The following is a 16,288-nucleotide window of genomic DNA, read 5'->3' as shown; positions in this document are numbered from 1 at the left end:
CTATTCTACGGGTGACTCCTATAATCGGCAGATGACCGCCTCCCTCGTCGATACCGCCCTGTTCACCGCCGCGCAATCGCGCGAACTTGATGTTCGTGCCAGTCGTGATGGCGGTCTGTCCGGCTATGAGCTGATGCAGCGCGCCTCGCATGCGGCTTTCAGCACGCTGGGCCGTCATTGGCCCGATGCGCGACGCATTGCCGTTCTGTGCGGTACCGGGAATAACGGTGGCGATGGCTACCTGCTGGCGGCGCTCGCCCGCGAGGCCGGCTGGCAGGTGGATGTACTGGCGTTGGGGCCGCCGGCGGGGGATGACGCGCGAGCAGCACGCCGCCACTTTGAGGCATCCGGTGGCCCCGTTCGCGATGCGTCGCAGGGTCAGAACGCCTGGAACGATGCCGACGTCGTGGTGGATGCGCTCTATGGCACCGGCCTCAATCGGGCGCCCGAGGGCGTGGCGGCCGAACTCATCCGTCTTTTGAATGCGGCAGGACGTCCGGTGCTCGCGCTGGATATCCCTTCGGGCCTGACCGCAGACAACGGTACGGCGCCGGGCGTCGCTGTGCAGGCGTCAGTGACCGTCACGTTCATTGCGTACAAGCGCGGCCTTTTCACGGGGCGCTGCGGGCTGGCCGGCACCGTCGAGCTTGCCCGTCTGGGCCTGCCTGACGCGATGGTGTCTTCCATGGAGCCGGATGCTCGCCTGCTCAGTGAATCCGCCTTGCCGCCGCGGCCGCGTGACTCGTACAAGGGTGACAACGGCCACGTGCTGGCCGTGGGCGGCGACCACGGCACGGCCGGGGCGATCTGTATGGCCAGCGAGGCGGCGGCGCGTACTGGCGCCGGGCTGGTCAGTGTCGCCACCCGCGACGAAAACGTGCCGTCCATCAACACCGTGCGCCCTGAGTTGATGGCGCATGGCGTCAACGGCCCACAGGCGCTGGAGCCCTTGCTGGCTCGCGCCAGCGTTCTTGCCGTGGGGCCAGGACTGGGGCAGGGTGCCTGGGGCCACGCATTGTGGACCACGGCTCTGGACGCTGGCCTTCCCCTGGTTCTTGATGCGGATGGCCTGAACCTGCTCGCGAAGGAGCAGCGCGAGCTTCCGTCCCAGACCATCCTGACGCCTCATCCGGGTGAGGCCGCTCGACTGCTTGGTGTGACGACGGCAGATATTCAGGCGGATCGCTTCGATTCGGCCCGGGCGCTGGCCCGGCAGTACCGGTCGGTGGTGGTGCTGAAGGGCAATGGCAGCCTCGTTGCACGACCGGATGGCTGCGTCATGGTGTGCCCCTGGGGTAATCCGGGCATGGCCAGTGGCGGCATGGGCGATACCTTGACCGGCATTCTGGCGGGCCTGATGGCTCAGCAGCTGAGCGCATGGGACGCGGCCTGCCTCGGCGTTGGCCTGCATGCCCGTGCGGCCGATGTCGCGGCCCGCGATGGGGAGCGCGGCCTGCTCGCCATGGATCTTCTGGTGCCGTTGCGCCGCCTCATCAATGGACTTCCCGTATGACCACATTGACGGTTCCACTGGCCGACGAAGCGGCCACCATGGCGCTGGGGCGCCAGCTCGCAACGCTCGTCCCCGGCGGCCTCGTGCTCTATCTGCATGGCGATCTGGGTGCGGGGAAGACCACGTTCGCGCGTGCGTTCCTTGGGGCCATCGGTGTCGGTGAGCGCATCAAAAGCCCCACATACAGCCTGGTGGAAGGCTACGAGGTGGATGGTCGTCCGGCGTTTCATCTCGACCTTTACCGCATCGCTGACCCCGGCGAGCTGGAATGGCTGGGCCTGGACGCGCTGGCCGAGCCGGGCGCCATCGTGCTTGTGGAGTGGCCCGAACGAGGTACCGGCGCCCTGCCTGCAGCCGACCTCGTGCTGAATCTGACCCGCGAGGGATCGGGCCGTTCGGCCTCCTGGCAGGCCCATGGCGATCGCGGTCGCCGTGTGCTGGACGGATTGAGCGGCGCGGTCAATGTGCCAGACGCGTCCTCCGCTGGCTGACCAAACCTGTACGAATCTTGACGAAGTCTTCGCAGGTTATGGATTAACAAGGCATTTGCCTTGCATTCAAGGGGCGATTGCAGTTCAATCCGTGCCTTATGAGGGGAATCTCTTTTAAACATGGCCTTCTCGCGCTCGCGGCAACCGCCGCGGGCCTCTGCGCGCCGCTCGCCAGCGCTGCGGACGTCAAGGCTGCGCGCGTCTGGGCCGGCCCCGAGTACACCCGAGTGGTATTCGATTTGTCCGGCCCGGCGGGCTACAAGCTGTCCCAGGGCGACACCCCGGGCAGCGTAGTCCTCGACCTGGACAAGAGCGTGGTGGTGGGCGGCTTCGCCGCACCTGGCGGGCAGGGTCTGTTCAAGTCCATGCGTACCGAGAAGCAGGGTGATCGTGCCCGCATCGTTGCTTCCGTGGACGCCAAAGCCAAACCCAAGAGCTTCCTGCTGAAGCCTGCCGGTGACTACGGCTATCGCCTGGTCCTCGATCTTTACCCGGGCAACGGCGCTGATCCCGGCGATGAAGTGGCGTCGTCCGACGACGGTGGTGCGTCGGCGTCCGCAACAGCCAGCGCGGCGGTCGTCACGCCTGCCCGTGGTTCGCGCAACCGTCGTGGCTCCGCGGCAGCTTCAGCGCCAGCGTTGCCGGGCGGCGACCGCAAGGTCGTGGTGGCCATCGACGCCGGTCATGGTGGCGAAGATCCGGGTGCGCGTGGTCCCACCGGTTTGCGCGAAAAGGACGTCACCTTGCAGGTGGCCCGCGAACTGGCCGACCAGATCAACCGCCAGCCGGGCATGCAGGCCGTGCTGACCCGAAACGGTGATTACTTCATTCCGCTCAAGCGCCGTTATCAGATTGCGCGCGAGCACAATGCCGACATGTTCGTGTCGATTCACGCCGACGCCTTCAAGAACGGCGACGCAAAGGGATCGTCCGTATGGGTGCTTTCGCCGCGCGGAAAGACCAGCGAGGCTTCCCGCTGGCTGGCTGATCGCGAAAACCGGGCCGATCTGGTCGGCGGCGTTTCCCTGGACGACAAGGACGACACGCTTGCTGCCGTGCTGCTGGACCTCCAGCAGGGCTATGCCATGCAGGCCAGCGAGTCCATCGCTGGTAACGTGTTGAAAGCGTTGGGCGTGCTCGGCCCCACGCATCGCGGTTATGTAGAGCGTGCCAACTTCGTTGTGCTGCGCTCGCCGGACGTCCCGTCGATCCTGGTCGAAACCGCCTTCATCACCAATCCGGCAGAAGAGCGCCGCCTGCGCGACGATGCGCATCGGCGCCAGCTCGCCTCTGCGGTGCTGGGCGGTGTCCGCAACTACTTTGAATCCATGCCACCTCCGGGCACCTGGTTTGCCGCGCAGGCCGCGCGCCGCAACGGTACGGCGCTTGCCACGACGGCCGCCGCTGCGCCGGTCGCGCCCGCCGTGGCATCGGATGCCACGGCCATTGCTGCCGATGCCGTGAAAGCCGCCTCCAGGACGCCGCCGCCCAAGCCGGTGACGCGTCTGGCCATGCGTGATACCGACAACGACGATGCGGCGCCTGAGCCTGCGCGCAAGGCACCGGTAAAGCCGGCCGTCAGGGAAATCTCGGCGTCCAACCCTGACGCAGCCGGTAACAAGCGGCCCGCGTCCAGCGAAATCACGGTCGCGAAGGTCGATAAGCCTCCGACGCCGGCGAAGGACGTCCCCAGGACCAAGGCAAATGCCGGGCGTGCTGATGAAAACGTCCGTGACCTGCACCGGGTCAACCGCGGCGAGACGCTGACCGGCATCGCCCAGCAGTACGGGGTGAGCGTCAATGCGATCAAGACGGCCAACAACATGAGCGAGAACACCGTGCGCATTGGCGCAGTGCTCGCCATCCCGTCCGGCTGATTCGCGGCCCCCGGGGCCTTTCCGTTATTCTTGGACCTTGCGTACGAAGGTCTTCAATCATGCCGTCTATCCGTCCTCTGCCGCCTGAGCTGATCAACCAGATCGCTGCGGGCGAGGTCATCGAGCGTCCCGCTTCGGTGGTGAAAGAGCTTGTCGAGAACAGCATCGACGCAGGCGCCCGGCGTATCGAAGTCGACATCGAAATGGGCGGCTCGCGTCTCATCCGCGTGCGTGACGATGGCTGCGGCATTGCCCGCGACGAACTCGTGCTGGCCGTTGCCTCGCACGCCACCAGCAAGATTGGCAGCTTCGATGATCTGGAGCGCGTGGCCAGCATGGGCTTCCGTGGCGAAGCGCTGGCGTCCGTTTCCTCTGTGGCGCGTTTCTCGCTGACTTCCCGATACGAGGGCCAGGACGCCGCGTTCCGCATCGAAGTGGATGGTGGCAAGTTGCAGGAAGCGCGTCCCGCGCAGCATCCGCCCGGCACCACCATCGAAGTGCGCGACCTGTTTTACAACGTGCCCGCCCGCCGGAAATTCCTTCGTGCCGAGCGCACCGAATTCGCCCATATCGACGATCTGCTGAAGTCGCTGGCACTCGCCCGTGAAGGCGTTGATATCCGGCTCAGCCACAACGGTCGTCCGGTGCGCCTGCTGAAACCGGCGCGTGACGAAGCCGCCGCACTCGGTCGTGTGGCCGAAGTGCTGGGCCCTGATTTTCCGGCACAGAGTCTGCGCGTGGAGCATGCGGCAGCGGGCCTGCGCCTGTCTGGCTGGGTGGGTCTGCCCACCGCGTCGCGCGCGCAGGCCGATCAGCAGTATTTCTACGTGAATGGCCGTCTGGTGCGCGACCGCGTCGTTGCTCATGCGGTGCGTCAGGCGTATGCCGACGTATTGTTCCACGGTCGCCATCCGGCGTTTGTGCTGTTCCTGGAGCTGGACCCCACCGGCGTGGACGTCAACGTGCACCCGGCGAAAAACGAAGTGCGCTTCCGTGAGCAGCGCCTCGTCCACGATTTCCTGTTCCGCACGCTGCACGAAGCACTGGCGCAGACGCGCGCGGGCATCGCCGTCCCGGAATCCGTGCACGCCGCACCGATGGCGGGCAGCGGAAGTTTCGAGCACCGGCCGCAGCCGGCGGCTGCCGCCGCGTCATGGCCGATGTCCAACAGCCAGTCACGGCTGAGCCTGGGCGTGCGCGAAGAGCCGCTGGCCGACTACGCCACGTTGTTTGGCGAGGCGTCGGCGCGTCCCGTGTCGTGGTCCCCACCCACCGACGGCGTGCCGGAGCAGGGCAGTGATGTTCCGCCACTGGGCTATGCCATCGCGCAGCTGAAAAATATCTACGTGCTCGCGGAAAACGAGCACGGCCTCATTCTGGTGGACATGCACGCAGCGCATGAGCGCATCACTTACGAAAAACTGAAAAACGGTCGCGCCGCTTCCAGCCTCCGTTCGCAGATGCTGCTGGTTCCGCTCAGCATTGCCGTCAGTGCCAAAGAGGCAGCGGCGGCCGAAGAGTATGCCGAGCCGCTGGCCGAGTGGGGTCTGGAGATGTCACGCAGCGGTCCTTCGGGCGTTGTTGTGCGACGTATTCCCGCGCTGCTGGAAGGTGCTGACGTTTCTCAGCTCGCCCGCGACGTGCTGGCCGAGTTGGCGCAGCACGGCAGCTCGCGCAGGTTGCAGGAACTGGAAAACGAACTTCTCTCCACCATGGCCTGCCATGGCTCCGTGCGCGCGGGACGTCGTCTCGGATTGCCTGAAATGAACGCGCTGCTGCGCGAGATGGAAGCAACCGAACGTTCGGGGCAGTGCAACCATGGCCGTCCCACCTGGGTGCAGCTGGCACTGGGTGAGCTGGACCGACTCTTCCTTCGCGGAAGGTGACAGAATGGCCGTCCAAACGGCCAAATGGAATGCCATCATGATTCGCAACATTGCTATTGCTTCGGTACTTGCCATGGCCGCTACCAGCGTTGTGGGCGGGGACGCGGGTTATGTCCAGTCCATCGAGAAATACCGCGCGCAGCGCCTTGAAACGCTGACCGGCCCGTCAGGCTGGTTGACGTTGATCGGGCTGGAATGGCTGAAGCCCGGTGCCAATAGCATTGGCACGGCTGCCGACAACGACATCGTGCTGAAAGCGGGCCCCGCGCACCTTGGCGTAATCACGCTGCATGCGGACGGCTCAAGCGAGATCGTCTTTGCTGACCACGCAGAGGCGGCGGTCGATGGGAAAATCGTGCCGCGCGCCACCCTCGTGGATGACGCCGCTGCGAACGCCTCACCCTCGCAGGTCACTTTCGGTACCGCCAGCTTCTACGTCATCGTGCGTGACGGTCGGCGGGCGTTGCGGGTCAAGGACTCCGCCGCACCGACGCGTACCGGGTTCCAGGGGCTGGATTACTTCGACATCGACCCATCCTGGCGCGTGGTCGCCGACTGGGTGCCGTTCGACACGCCGCATTTCCTCGAAATCGGTTCGGTGCTGGGCACCGTCGACAAAGAGCGCGTGCCAGGCAAGGCGGTGTTCGAGCGCAATGGCCATCGCTTCGAGCTGTTCCCGATTCAGGAAGACGCCACGTCACTGTTCTTCGTGATCGCCGACCGCACCAGTGGCAAGGAAACCTACGGTGCAGCGCGCTTCCTCACCACCACCATGCCGGTGGACGGCAAGCTGGTGCTGGACTTCAACAAGGCGACCAACCCGCCGTGCGCTTTCACGCCCTATGCCACCTGCCCGCTGGCGCCGCCGGAAAACCGCCTGGACGTGCGCGTGACGGCCGGCGAGCTGAAGTACAAGGGCAGCCATCATTAATGCGTAAGCCGGTGGAGGCATTCACCGCCACCGGCATCCGGCTTACTGACCTTTGAAGGCCGCCTTGCGGCGCTCAAGGAATGCCGTCGTGCCTTCGCGCATGTCCTGTGTGGAGAAGGCAATGGCGAAGCCCTGGGTTTCGTACGCCAGACCCTGATCCAGCGCGCATTCGCCGCCGTCCAGCACGGCATCCAGGATGCCCTTCAGTGCCAGCGGTGCCGACACGGCAAGCTGATCGGCCAGCGCGTCCACCGTGGCGTCAAGCTCGTCGGCGGCAACCACGCGCGTGGCGATGCCGAGGCGTTCTGCCCGGGCGGCGTCGATCTGCTGGCCCAGCAGGCACAGCTCCAGTGCGACACCCCGACCGGCCAACCGGGCCAGGCGCTGGGTACCACCGAACCCCGGAATCAGCCCCAGACCAATTTCCGGCTGGCCGAATCGGGCTTTCTCACTGGCCACGCGAAGGTGGCAGGCCATCGCCAGTTCCATGCCGCCGCCCAGTGCATAACCCTGGATACGGGCGATCACGGGCTTGCCGAGCCGCTCCACAGCCAGCATCAGATCCTGCCCGGCCCGTGAGGCGGCCTGTGCCTGGACGGGCGACCACGCGGTCATTTCGGAGATGTCGGCACCGGCCACAAATGCCTTCTCGCCCGCGCCCGCCAGTACCACTACGCGCACGGCGTCGTCCTGTCCTGCCTGGCGGAACGCCAGGGTCAGCTCACTGATCGTTTCGCGGTTCAGTGCATTGAGCTTGTCGGGGCGGTTGATCGTGATAGTGCGAACGGCGCCACGGTTGGCGAGGGTCAGCGTGCGATAGGCCATGGTCGAAACCTCAACGGGGGTCAAAGCACCCGATGGTATCAGGGGAACCTTTTCCCTCCGCGACCCTCTTAGCACCAAGGGCGCAGCAGGTCGTGATCGACTATCCTGTGGTGTCGCTCTGTTGTGTTCACGGAGAACGGGATGTCATCCACGCGTTTCCTGCTGCTGGCGAGCCTGATAGTCGCGGGGTCTGCTGTTGCCCAGTCACCGGCCAACCCGCAGCCGGCGCGCCCGGTGGTCATCGACAAAACCAAGCTGTCCTACGCCATCGGGTATCAGATCGGCACCCAGTTCGCGAACAGTCCTCAGCCTGAGGTCGATATCGCCGTGCTCGTCAAAGCCCTTCAGGATGGCTACGCCCGTCGCGCTCCCGGCGTGTCGGTCGACCAGATGCAGGACCAGTTGCTGGGCTTCGACGCCAAGGTCCGTCAGGATGCGGTGGCGGAGTTCCGCCGGGTGGCAGAATCCAACGCAAAGCGCAGCGCCGAGTTCCTGGAAAAGAACCGCAGCCGCGCGGGTGTGATTGCACTGCCGTCGGGCATTCAGTATTCCGTGCTCGCCAGGGGCTCGGGCAACCAGCAACCGCAGGTCACCAGTACGGTCACGGTCAATTATCGTGGTGCGCTGCTGGACGGCACCGAATTCGACAGCTCCTACGCGCACGGCCGCCCGGTCACTTTCACGGTCAACCGGGTTATCCGCGGGTGGCAGGATGTGATTCCGCGGATGCGTGTGGGCGATAAGTGGAAGGTCATCATTCCCCCGCAACTGGCCTATGGCGAGCGCGGCGAGTTGCCGCGTATCGGACCCAACGAAGCGCTGGTCTTTGAAATCGAGTTGCTGGAAATCAAACAGTGACCCGTCGCGGAATGCGTGACGCCCCGTCGCTGTAGAATGCTCGGTTGTATGCTTCCGAACGCACCTTCTGACCTTCCTCTCAGGCCGTGCACTGGCGTCTGTCGTCTCGACAGTGACGGGCTGTGCCTGGGTTGCCGGCGCACCGGGGACGAAATCGCCGCATGGGGTGGCATGGCAGATCGCGAGCGCCTGCGTCTCATGACTGAGGTATTGCCTCATCGGGACGTCCAGTGATTCTCGCCACGGACGCCGCATTGCGTGGCGCGTTGCTTCCGCTGGAAGCGCCGCCGGGCCCGCGCGGCTGGAATCACGACGACATCGCACCGTTTCTGGGCAATACGCCGCGCCGGCCGGCTGCCGTGCTTGTTGGCATTCGCGATGATCGCCAGCAGAACGTGCTGCTGACTGTCCGCACCGACACCCTGCAACAGCACGCCGGACAGGTCGCGTTTCCCGGCGGCCGGGTTGAGCCGGACGACCGCGACGTCGTTGCTGCGGCACTGCGCGAAAGCCACGAGGAAATCGGGTTGCAGCCCGATGCGGTGACTCCGCTGGGTTTCCTCGAATCGTTCGAGACCATCAGCGGCTTCACCGTCACGCCTGTGGTGGCGCGGGTGGAGGCGGCGGCTCGGTTGAAGCCCGATCCGGGCGAGGTAGCGGCGGTGTTTGAAGTGCCGCTTGCGTTCTTTCTCGATCCGGCCAACCTGCGCAGGTATACGATGGAGTTTCGCGGCCAGCAGCGTGACATGGTGGAGTTTCTCCACACGGGTTACCGCATCTGGGGCGCCACGGCCGCCATGCTCCAGAACCTCGTTCGCAGGATGGGTCACTCATGAATACCGTGCGCACCATCATCACTCCCCAGGCGGCTGCCGCGCTGGAGCCGGGCGACGTGCTGTTTGTTGATTGCCGCTTTGAATTTGCGGCCGGTGGCCTGGCCGCCCCGGGCAAGGCCGAGCGCGACTTCGCACAGGGTCACATTCCCGGCGCGATTCGTGCCGACCTTGACGCCGATCTTGCCGACCTCGCCACGCCGCCTGCGGGTCGCGGGCGTCATCCGTTGCCGAAGGCGGAAGTATTCGCCGCATTGCTGGCCCGCGCGGGGTGGCGTCCCGATGTTCAGGTCGTGGCGTATGACGCAGCGGGCGGTGCGCTGGCGGCGGCGCGCTTCTGGTGGCTTGCGCGTCTTGCGGGCATCGAAAACGTCGCTGTGCTGGATGGCGGTTATCCGGCCTGGATCGCCGAGGGTCTGCCGGTGTCATGCGAGAACGCGCGTCACGCACCCACGTCCGTGAAAATTGCTTTCAACGACACCATGACGGTATCGGCGGAAGAGCTCACCGACGGTCTGGCGTCGGGTCGCTTCGTGTTGCTGGACGCACGTGCGGCGCCGCGTTTCCGTGGCGAGGTCGAGCCCCTGGACCCTGTGGCTGGCCACGTGCCGGGCGCGCGCAATCGCCCGTTCTCTGAAAACCTTCAGGACGACGGACGCTTTCGTTCGCCCGACGCCCTGCGCGAAGCATTCACCGCGATCATTGGGCCGCGCGACATCTCCGACGTGGTGCACATGTGCGGCTCGGGCGTCACTGCCTGCCACAACCTGCTGGCGATGGAGCACGCGGGCCTCACCGGCTCGCGTCTCTACGCGCCGTCGTGGAGCGGCTGGATCAGCCACTCGGCACGCGGCATCGCCACGGGCGAGTGAGGGGCGACGCCGCTTCAGGCGTCGCCGCACTCTTTACAGCGCGACGCGACGGCCTTCGCTGGCGCTGATGCGCGCCGCTTCAATGACCCGAATGACGTCACGCGCTTCCCGCGCGTGCACAGGCGGCGGCGTACCTTCCCGCAGTGCCTGCGCGATGCCGTCGTAAAACGCGGTGTAGCGACCGGGCAGGGTGTCGATGGTCTGCCGTGTACCGTCGATATCGGTGAACGTGCCGAACTGTGCCGGATCGTCGTCGCCCCAGTAATCACTGCCGGGACGCCCACCTTCACGCAATGCCGCTTCCTGACCGTCAATGCCGTACTTGCTGAAACTGCCCCCATCGCCATGCACCAGAAAGCGCGGCCCCGGTTCGCGCACCAGCGTGGAAGCGTGCAGTACAACGCGGCGACGGGCGTAACGCAGCACGATGTGGAAATAGTCGTCGGTCTGCGCAGCGGTACGCTGGCGCTGCACGTCTGCCGACACATCATCGGGAAGTCCAAACAACTGCAATGCCTGGTCGATCAGGTGCGCGCCGAGGTCATACAGCAGACCGGAACCTGCCGCCGGCGTTTCTCGCCAACCTTGCTTGATCTCAGGACGGAAGCGGTCGAAATGCGCCTCGTAATACATTACCTCGCCGAGGCGGCCATCTTCGATCAGGCGGCGTACGGTCAGGAAATCGTTGTCCCAGCGCCGGTTCTGAAACACGCTGAGCAGGCGCCCGGAACGCTCGGCCAGTGCGAGCAGGGCGTCGGCTTCCGAAGCATTGAGTGTGAACGGCTTGTCGACCACCACATCCTTGCCCGCTTGCAGCGCTGCCCGCGCCAGAGGGGCATGCGTGTCGTTGGGAGTGGCAATCACCACCAGCCGGATGTCCGGGTCGGCGATCAGCGCTTCCGGGCTCGGGTAGACGCGGACCTCAGGAAATTCTGAGGTGATCTGGGCGGTTCGGCTGCTGGCGATGGCATTGAGCCGCAGCCCCTTGGCGGCGGCAATGAGCGGGGCGTGGAAGACGGCACCAGCCGTCCCGTAACCGATGAGGCCCGTGGAAACAGGGGTCATGATGGCTCCGTGGACATGGGGAAAGGAGCCAGCTTATCGCGTCCCACCTGACAGATTCGTTTAGGATCGGCCGGATGGATGGTCCGGAGTACCGCTTTTGAACACGTTCAACACCGCCGCACCAGCGGAACGCATGCCGCGGCAGATCGGCTACATCATTGGCAATGAGGGGTGTGAGCGCTTCAGCTTTTACGGCATGCGCAACATCCTCACGCCGTTTCTCATCACGTCACTGCTGATGTATCTGCCGGCCGCTGACCGGCCGGGCGCCGCGAAGGACATCTTCCATACCTTCGTGATCGGCGTGTACTTCTTCCCGCTGCTGGGCGGCTGGCTGGCGGATCGCTGGCTGGGCAAGTACCGCACCGTGCTCTGGCTGAGTCTGATCTATTGCGTGGGCCACGCTTGCCTGGCGATTTTCGAGCGCAGCGTGGCCGGTTTCTACACGGGCCTGGCGCTGATCGCGCTGGGGTCCGGAGGCATCAAACCCTGCGTGGCCTCGTTTGTGGGAGACCAGTTCACGGCACGCAACCGGCATCTGGCCAGGATCGTGTTTGATGCCTTCTACTGGATCATCAACGTGGGCTCGTTCTTCGCCTCGTTGCTGATGCCGTTGTTCCTGCGGCACTACGGCGCGGCTGTGGCGTTCGGCATCCCCGGAGTGCTCATGTTCGTCGCCACCATCGTGTTCTGGATGGGCCGGCATCAGTACGTGATGCTACCGCCCGTCGCGCATGACCCCGACAGTTTCGCGCGCGTGGTCCGTACAGCGCTGACCGCCCGTGCTCCGGGTGAAGGGCGCCCGGGTCTGGTGGTCGCGTTCGTGGGTTTGCTGGCGGCGGTGGCATCGCTGGCGCTTATCCCCGTGTTGGGCGTCGTGCCCGCCGTATGTCTGGCGTTCGTTGCCACGCTGGCAGGCGTGGGCAGCGGCGCGCGGATGCAACTGGATCGCGCGCAGGGGGGGCATCCGGAACGCGCCATCGAAGGCGTTCGCGTGGTGTTGCGCATGCTGGTGGTGTTCGCGCTGGTCACGCCGTTCTGGTCGCTGTTTGACCAGAAGGCTTCCACGTGGATCGTGCAGGCAGGCGAGATGGACTTCCCGTCGTGGCTGCATCCTGCACAGATGCAGGCGATCAATCCGGCGCTGGTTTTGCTTCTGATTCCCTTCAACAACCTGGCGGTCTTTCCCTTCCTGCGTCGCCTCGGCTACGAGCCGACCGCGCTGCGCCGCATGACGGCGGGCATCGGCTTTGCCGCGCTGGCGTGGGTGGCGGTCGGTTCGATCCAGCTGGCTATTGATGGCGGTGATCCCGTTTCCATTTTCTGGCAGTTGTTGCCTTACGTGCTGCTGACGTCGGGCGAAGTGCTGGTATCGGCCACAGGTCTGGAGTTTGCTTACAGTCAGGCCCCGCCCTCCATGAAGGGCACTTTGATGAGCTTCTGGACCCTGAGCGTGACCGTCGGCAACCTCTGGGTGCTGCTGGCCAACGCGGGTGTGCGCAACGTTACGGTGCTGGGTTACATCCAGAACACGGGCATCAGCACGTCTGCCTTCCAGATGTTCTTCTTCGCCGCGTTTGCTGGCGTGGCGGCCGTGGCATTTGGCTGGTACGCACGCCGGTATCGGGTGGTCGACAACTATCGGGCGGCGTGAGTTCGCGTGCCGTCCACGCACCGGATGGCAGCGTTCGATTCCACCCTTCCATCGAGGAGAGCCGCCTTGGCAGCCCGCAAGCACAAAGCATCCCCATTGCCCTCGGTAGCACGGAGCGAGTGGGCCGGCAAGGTCGTGATCGTGACCGGTGGCGCGCAGGGCGTCGGGCGAGGCATCGCCGAGGCAGTGCTGACTGCGGGTGGAAGTGTGATGATCGGTGATCTGGACCGGGAGGCCGGGCAGGCGTGTCTGCATGAGTGGGACGTGGGCGACCGCGCAGCTTTTCGCGTTCTGGACGTATCGCGTGAATCGTCGGTTGCTTCGTTTGTTGCCGCCACGCTGAAGCGGTTTGGACGTCTGGATGGGCTGGTCAACAACGCAGGCATCGCCGAGGCGCATACCGGTCCCATCGAAAAACTGTCCTGGAAAGAATGGTCGCGGCGGATCGATACGAATCTGGGCGGCGTATTCCTTTGCGCAAAGCATGCGCTTGTGGCGCTCAGGGCATCCAACGGCGCCATCGTGAATATTTCCTCGTCGCGTGCGCACCAATCCGAACCGCATACGGAAGCCTATGCCGCCAGCAAGGGCGGCGTGATCGCACTGACTCACGCGCTGGCCATCAGTGTGGGACCGGTACGGGTCAATGCCATCAATCCGGGCTGGATAGTGACGGACGAATGGCGCAAACCATCGGCACGGAGAAAGCCGACATTGTCGCCTGCCGACCATGCTCAGCATCCCGTGGGCCGCGCAGGCATTCCGCCGGACATCGGCGCGCTGGCTGTGTTTCTTCTTTCGTCGCAGGCGGGCTTCATCACCGGCGAAAACTTCACTGTGGATGGTGGCGTAGCCCGGAAGATGCAGTACGTTTAAGAGGTGCGATCCAGCGGCATCGTGGTACGTGCCGTGGCGATGAACTCGTGCGTTGCCTCGTCGAAGTCCCACTGCTCGACATCGCAGGTCGGGCGTTCGGCCACGTAGTTCCAGTGAATCAGGTTCACCGAATTGCTGATGCCTTCGCGAAGGCGCGTGGAGGTAGCCGTGCCGGCCTGTACGGCCCAGAGTTCGCGAGGCAGCCGCCGTCCCTCGCGTGACAGCGGGCGAACATACGGCAAGTGGATATGCCCGCCAAGCACGATGTCTGCTCCGGCCGCCGACCACGCGCGCACAGCGGCATCGTGACCGATCAGCAGATTGGACACGTCTTTTTCGCGAATCACGTGAACCGGCTGATGGGTAACCACCACGCGCAACTGCTGTGGCGTGGCACGGGCGAGCGCCGCACAGACGCGCTCCACCTGTAGGTCGGAGACCTCGCCATCCTTGTGTCGGCGCGGGCGAACCGTGTTCACGCCGATCACCATGAGGTGCGCGTCGACGTGCGTCGGCTCCAGGTCATGGCCAAAGGCTTCGCGATAGCCTCTGAAGGGCCACGCTGCGCGAGCCACCAGATTGAAAAGCGGCACGTCATGATTTCCCGGCAGCACGAGCGTCGGCCGCTCCAGGGAGGCGACAAATTCACGCGCCGCCGCAAATTGCGAGCGTCGCGCACGCTGGGTCACATCGCCGGACAGCACCACCCGGTCAGGTGCCTGCTGAGCGATCCATCGACGCAACGCAGCGACGACCTCGGGTCGCTCCGTGCCGAAGTGCGGATCGGAGAGATGAGCCAGCCGGGTCATCCGGGATCCTCGCCCGGCAGGCGCGTGCTCTCTGCAAGCAGGCGCAGCGGTCTTGGCGCGCAGCGGAATGTGAGGGGCGGTGCCAGCCACACGATTTCGCCATCAATGGCGACCTTGATCGGCTTGTTGCTGCGTTTGGGCGTCACCGTGATGTTGCGGAAGGCGAACGTGACCACGTTCTCCGCATCCCCCAGCTTGCCCAGCGCGCCGCGCAGGATGAGACCGAGCATCGTGCGCCGACCGATGGGACGAAGCATGATGCCCGCCAGGGTGCCCTCGTTGCGATGCACCTGACTGGCTTCGGGAATGCCGATCAGTTCCAGTTGCAGCGCATTGTTGCCGACCACCAGCGTGGGCGTCTTGAGTGTGCGGGATCGTTCGCCGTCACTGATATCCACATGCAGCGAGCGGCGTCGCTTCAGCATGGTCACAAGGCCGGACCATAGCGCCACGATGCGGTGACGCCCGAAGCGCTGCTTCCACAGCTCGCGATCCTGCAACACTTCCGGGTACAGCCCGAGGCTGGCATTGACGAGGAACACCCGGTCGTTCACCAGTCCGATCTGTGCATCGTGCGTGTGCGCGGCGAGCAGCGCCTGCGTGGCGGCACGTGCATCGGCCGGAATGTTGTGCGTGCGACCGAAGAAATTGAACGTGCCCTGCGGCAGCACGCCCATGGGCACGTCGGCTTCCCAGGCGGCGCTGGCCACGCAGTTGATCGTTCCGTCACCGCCGGCTGCCACCACTGCACCGTCGTTGTCGCGCACCCAGGCAACCGCCTCGCGCGCCACCGCATCCATGCGCGAGGGATCGTCCACGAGGAAGAAGCGATGCGTCCGGCCTGCGTCATCAAGCACGGCGGCAATCTGGGCGCGCGTGCTGTCCTTGTCGCTGGCGCCGGAGCCAGCATTCATCACAATGGCGAAAGGAGGTTCGGCCTGCTCGGTCGACATGGAATGCTCATGGAGGCTGTGGCATTCGATGCTTCCATTACGGGTGTCACTGCCGCATGAAATTACGGCAGCGGGCTTTTGCGGCGCAGGCGGAAATACTCGCCGCTGCCAATGCACAGCACGACCCAGGCCAGGCCGGTGCCGTAACCGGCGAACACATCGCTGAAATAGTGCACCTGGAGAATGATCCGGCTGATGCCGATGATCGTGATGAGTCCGACCGCGCAGGCCACGATGGCCCGATGCAGGCGGGCAGGTGTAAGCACGACCAGCACGTAGGCCAGCATGCCGAAAAACACCATGGCCCCGGAGGCATGGCCGCTCGGGAAACTGAAACTGTGCTCCACGATGAAGCCGTGGTCATGCAGCGGGCGTTCGCGCTGGAAGATCTGCTTCAGGGTCTGGTTGATAAGGCCCGTGCCCACCAGCGCCACCACCCAGATGGTCGCCAGTTGCCAGTAGCGGCGGACCAGCAGCCACAGCGTGACGATGGCTGTCTCGATCATCACCACAACGGGGTCGCCAATGTGGGTGATCCAGGAAATGGCGCGGAGGACGGGCAGGGGCATGTTGTCGCGCAGGTCACTGGCCAGTGCGGCGTCAAACACAGTGAGGCCGGCCTGGCGGCGCACTTCCATGGCGATGGCAGTCGATACCAGCACGCCGGCCAGTATGACTGCCGCCGCCGTGATGGGGCGAAGCAGGCTTTGCGCGGACGGGTCAGCCACGGCGCGGCGCTTGACCGCGCGGCGCCATACCGCATCGGCACCGATCAGCACCAGGGCGAGAAGCAGCGCCCAGAGAGTGAGGGCATGCTGGCTGATCCATTGGGCATTGAACGACAT

At 65.0% G+C, this 16,288-nt stretch carries 14 protein-coding genes and 1 pseudogene; 10 read left to right on the top strand and 5 right to left on the bottom strand.

Translation table 11 applies throughout. The features are described from left to right. Positions 1 to 31: 31 nt before the first annotated feature. The 5 genes from FHW69_RS09970 to FHW69_RS09945 all read left to right on the top strand — a co-directional run bounded on the left by FHW69_RS09970 (position 32) and on the right by FHW69_RS09945 (position 6,698). Positions 32 to 1,513: an NAD(P)H-hydrate dehydratase gene (locus FHW69_RS09970; protein ID WP_183422915.1), complete on the top strand. Its 1,482-nt coding sequence runs from the start codon at positions 32 to 34 to the stop codon at positions 1,511 to 1,513. Then, positions 1,510 to 2,004: a tRNA (adenosine(37)-N6)-threonylcarbamoyltransferase complex ATPase subunit type 1 TsaE gene (gene tsaE / locus FHW69_RS09965; RefSeq protein ID WP_183422914.1), complete on the top strand. Its 495-nt coding sequence runs from the start codon at positions 1,510 to 1,512 to the stop codon at positions 2,002 to 2,004. Before FHW69_RS09970 ends, tsaE begins: the two co-directional genes overlap by 4 nt. A gap of 98 nt (positions 2,005 to 2,102) precedes the next feature. Continuing rightward, positions 2,103 to 3,881 carry an N-acetylmuramoyl-L-alanine amidase gene (locus FHW69_RS09960; RefSeq protein ID WP_343204006.1) on the top strand — a complete coding sequence of 593 codons (1,779 nt, stop codon included), beginning with the start codon at positions 2,103 to 2,105 and terminating at the stop codon, positions 3,879 to 3,881. 59 nt (positions 3,882 to 3,940) lie between these two features. Beyond that, the gene (gene mutL / locus FHW69_RS09950) at positions 3,941 to 5,767 is read left to right on the top strand and encodes a DNA mismatch repair endonuclease MutL (RefSeq protein ID WP_183422913.1); all 1,827 of its coding nucleotides are present in this window, start codon (positions 3,941 to 3,943) and stop codon (positions 5,765 to 5,767) included. A 37-nt stretch (positions 5,768 to 5,804) separates the two neighbouring features. Beyond that, entirely contained in the window at positions 5,805 to 6,698 is an 894-nt protein-coding gene (locus tag FHW69_RS09945; RefSeq protein WP_183422912.1) for a DUF1684 domain-containing protein, read from the top strand. A gap of 42 nt (positions 6,699 to 6,740) precedes the next feature. Here FHW69_RS09945 and FHW69_RS09940 read toward each other — a convergent pair whose 3' ends face one another. Further along, positions 6,741 to 7,523 carry an enoyl-CoA hydratase-related protein gene (locus FHW69_RS09940; RefSeq protein ID WP_183422911.1) on the bottom strand — a complete coding sequence of 261 codons (783 nt, stop codon included), beginning with the start codon at positions 7,521 to 7,523 and terminating at the stop codon, positions 6,741 to 6,743. 141 nt (positions 7,524 to 7,664) lie between these two features. Between FHW69_RS09940 and FHW69_RS09935 the strand changes: the two genes are divergently transcribed. From FHW69_RS09935 to FHW69_RS09925, 3 genes and pseudogenes are all read left to right on the top strand, one after another. Further along, a complete protein-coding gene (locus tag FHW69_RS09935; protein ID WP_183422910.1) occupies positions 7,665 to 8,381 on the top strand; it encodes an FKBP-type peptidyl-prolyl cis-trans isomerase in 717 nt (238 codons plus the stop codon). A gap of 48 nt (positions 8,382 to 8,429) precedes the next feature. Beyond that, positions 8,430 to 9,217, top strand: a pseudogene (locus tag FHW69_RS09930) (CoA pyrophosphatase). Continuing rightward, the gene (locus FHW69_RS09925; RefSeq protein ID WP_183422909.1) at positions 9,214 to 10,086 is read left to right on the top strand and encodes a sulfurtransferase; all 873 of its coding nucleotides are present in this window, start codon (positions 9,214 to 9,216) and stop codon (positions 10,084 to 10,086) included. Before FHW69_RS09930 ends, FHW69_RS09925 begins: the two are co-directional and overlap by 4 nt. A 33-nt stretch (positions 10,087 to 10,119) precedes the next feature. Here the strand turns inward: FHW69_RS09925 and FHW69_RS09920 are convergent, their stop codons facing one another. Beyond that, on the bottom strand, positions 10,120 to 11,151 hold the full coding sequence (locus FHW69_RS09920) for an oxidoreductase (protein ID WP_183422908.1): 1,032 nt from the start codon (positions 11,149 to 11,151) through the stop codon (positions 10,120 to 10,122). 133 nt (positions 11,152 to 11,284) lie between these two features. Here FHW69_RS09920 and FHW69_RS09915 point away from each other — a divergent pair, with 133 nt between their 5' ends. Both FHW69_RS09915 and FHW69_RS09910 read left to right on the top strand, forming a co-directional pair. Beyond that, positions 11,285 to 12,805: an oligopeptide:H+ symporter gene (locus tag FHW69_RS09915; protein ID WP_183423237.1), complete on the top strand. Its 1,521-nt coding sequence runs from the start codon at positions 11,285 to 11,287 to the stop codon at positions 12,803 to 12,805. A 96-nt stretch (positions 12,806 to 12,901) separates the two neighbouring features. After that, positions 12,902 to 13,681: an SDR family oxidoreductase gene (locus tag FHW69_RS09910; RefSeq protein ID WP_255494765.1), complete on the top strand. Its 780-nt coding sequence runs from the start codon at positions 12,902 to 12,904 to the stop codon at positions 13,679 to 13,681. Here FHW69_RS09910 and FHW69_RS09905 read toward each other — a convergent pair. From FHW69_RS09905 to FHW69_RS09895, 3 genes are all read right to left on the bottom strand, one after another. Beyond that, positions 13,678 to 14,490, bottom strand: a complete 813-nt coding sequence (locus FHW69_RS09905) for a metallophosphoesterase (RefSeq protein WP_183422907.1) — start codon at positions 14,488 to 14,490, stop codon at positions 13,678 to 13,680. The two genes, FHW69_RS09910 and FHW69_RS09905, sit on opposite strands and share 4 nt — an antisense overlap. Next, positions 14,487 to 15,443, bottom strand: coding sequence for a diacylglycerol kinase family protein (locus FHW69_RS09900; RefSeq protein ID WP_183422906.1), 957 nt, complete (start codon positions 15,441 to 15,443; stop codon positions 14,487 to 14,489). Before FHW69_RS09900 ends, FHW69_RS09905 begins: the two co-directional genes overlap by 4 nt. Before the next feature lie 62 nt (positions 15,444 to 15,505). Continuing rightward, entirely contained in the window at positions 15,506 to 16,288 is a 783-nt protein-coding gene (locus FHW69_RS09895; RefSeq protein ID WP_183422905.1) for a phosphatase PAP2 family protein, read from the bottom strand.

The organism is Luteibacter sp. Sphag1AF, from assembly GCF_014192715.1.
GTDB lineage: Bacteria > Pseudomonadota > Gammaproteobacteria > Xanthomonadales > Rhodanobacteraceae > Luteibacter.
The sequence above is the reverse complement of the archived record's forward strand: the minus strand, read 5'-3'. Positions and strand labels throughout refer to the sequence as shown.